Source organism: Kocuria rhizosphaerae (genome assembly GCF_044462265.1).
Classification (GTDB): domain Bacteria; phylum Actinomycetota; class Actinomycetes; order Actinomycetales; family Micrococcaceae; genus Kocuria; species Kocuria rhizosphaerae.
The window spans coordinates 1-1,508 of the sequence record NZ_JBISWL010000116.1; the positions used below are offsets into that span (position 1 = coordinate 1).

Annotated in this window: 2 protein-coding genes; both read left to right on the forward strand. The window is 69.0% G+C overall.

The genetic code is table 11. The annotated features are described in order from the left end of the window. Positions 1 to 135 precede the first annotated feature (135 nt). Positions 136 to 741: an ATP-dependent Clp protease proteolytic subunit gene (locus tag ACH9EU_RS13800; RefSeq protein WP_396414492.1), complete on the forward strand. Its 606-nt coding sequence runs from the start codon at positions 136 to 138 to the stop codon at positions 739 to 741. 60 nt (positions 742 to 801) lie between these two features. Continuing rightward, a complete protein-coding gene (locus ACH9EU_RS13805; protein WP_396414491.1) occupies positions 802 to 1,479 on the forward strand; it encodes an ATP-dependent Clp protease proteolytic subunit in 678 nt (225 codons plus the stop codon). The last annotated feature ends 29 nt before the right edge of the window (positions 1,480 to 1,508 follow it).

A 1,508-nucleotide genomic window follows, 5' to 3' on the forward strand; every position in this document is an offset into this window, starting at 1 on the left:
GGCCCCGGGCCGGGGCGGGCACTAGGGTTCTGTTCAGAGATCACCGGACCACACGGACGAAAGAGGCACTGCTCCATGACCTCCGCTCACGAGTCGCCGTTCGGCTCGACCCACGCATCTTCCACCGGCCCCCGCATGCAGGGCGGCGGCCCGATGGGCGGCCAGGACGACTACGTCTACAACCGGCTGCTCAAGGAACGCATCATCTGGCTCGGCTCGGAGGTGCGCGACGACAACGCGAACCTCATCTGCTCGCAGATGCTGCTGCTCTCCGCCGAGGACCCGCAGGCGGACATCTTCCTGTACATCAACTCCCCGGGCGGTTCGGTCACCGCGGGCATGGCGATCTACGACACGATGCAGCTGATCCCGAACGACGTCGTGACCGTGGCCACCGGCCTGGCCGCGTCGATGGGCCAGTTCCTGCTGTCCTCCGGGACGAAGGGCAAGCGCTATGCGACGCCCAACGCCCGGATCCTCATGCACCAGCCCTCCGGCGGCATGGGCGGCACGGCTTCGGACATCCGGGTGCAGGCCGAGCTCATCCTGTCGATGAAGCGCCGCCTCGCGGAGCTCACCGCGGAGCAGACCGGCCAGGACCTGGACACGATCCTCCGGGACGCGGACCGCGACAACTGGTTCGACGCCCAGCGGGCCCTGGACTACGGCTTCTTCGATCACATCGCCAGCTCGGCCGGCTCCATGACCGGCGGCGGCGGGACCATGAAGGACCAGGAGTAGGACCTCGGCGGTCCCACACCACGACCAGGCCAGCCCTTCAGACTCGCGAGGACTTCAACCATGACCTACACCCACGGACCTTCGTCCACGGCCGGCTCCGCGGCCGCCCTGCCGACCAGCCGCTACGTGCTGCCGGACTTCGAGGAGCGCACCCCCTACGGGTACCGCCGGCAGAACCCCTACACCAAGCTCTTCGAGGACCGGATCATCTTCCTGGGCGTCCAGGTGGACGACGCCTCGGCGGACGACGTGATGGCCCAGCTGCTGGTGCTCGAGGCGCAGGACGCCGACCGGGACATCACGATGTACATCAACTCCCCGGGCGGCTCCTTCACCGCGATGACGGCGATCTACGACACGATGCAGTTCATCCGCCCCGAGGTCCAGACCGTGTGCCTGGGCCAGGCGGCCTCCGCGGCGGCCGTGCTGCTGGCCGGCGGCACGCCGGGCAAGCGCCTCGCCCTGCCCAACGCCCGGGTGCTCATCCACCAGCCGGCGATGTCCGGCCAGGGCGGGGGACAGGCCTCCGACATCGAGATCCAGGCCAACGAGATCATGCGGATGCGCGAGTGGCTCGAGGACACCCTCGCGCTGCACTCGGGCAAGACGGCGCAGGAGGTCAACCGCGACATCGAGCGCGACAAGATCCTCACCGCGTCCGCGGCCAAGGAGTACGGCATCGTGGACCACGTGCTGGAGTCCCGCAAGATTCACAAGCCCGCGACCGTCACGTCCTGACCGGCGGCGTCCCGCCGGACCCCGGTGCG

Coding starts and splice junctions, on each gene's coding strand:
- ACH9EU_RS13800 (WP_396414492.1), top strand. CDS start 136: ATGCAGGGCGGCGGCCCGATGGGCGGCCAGGACGACTACGTCTACAAC.
- ACH9EU_RS13805 (WP_396414491.1), top strand. CDS start 802: ATGACCTACACCCACGGACCTTCGTCCACGGCCGGCTCCGCGGCCGCC.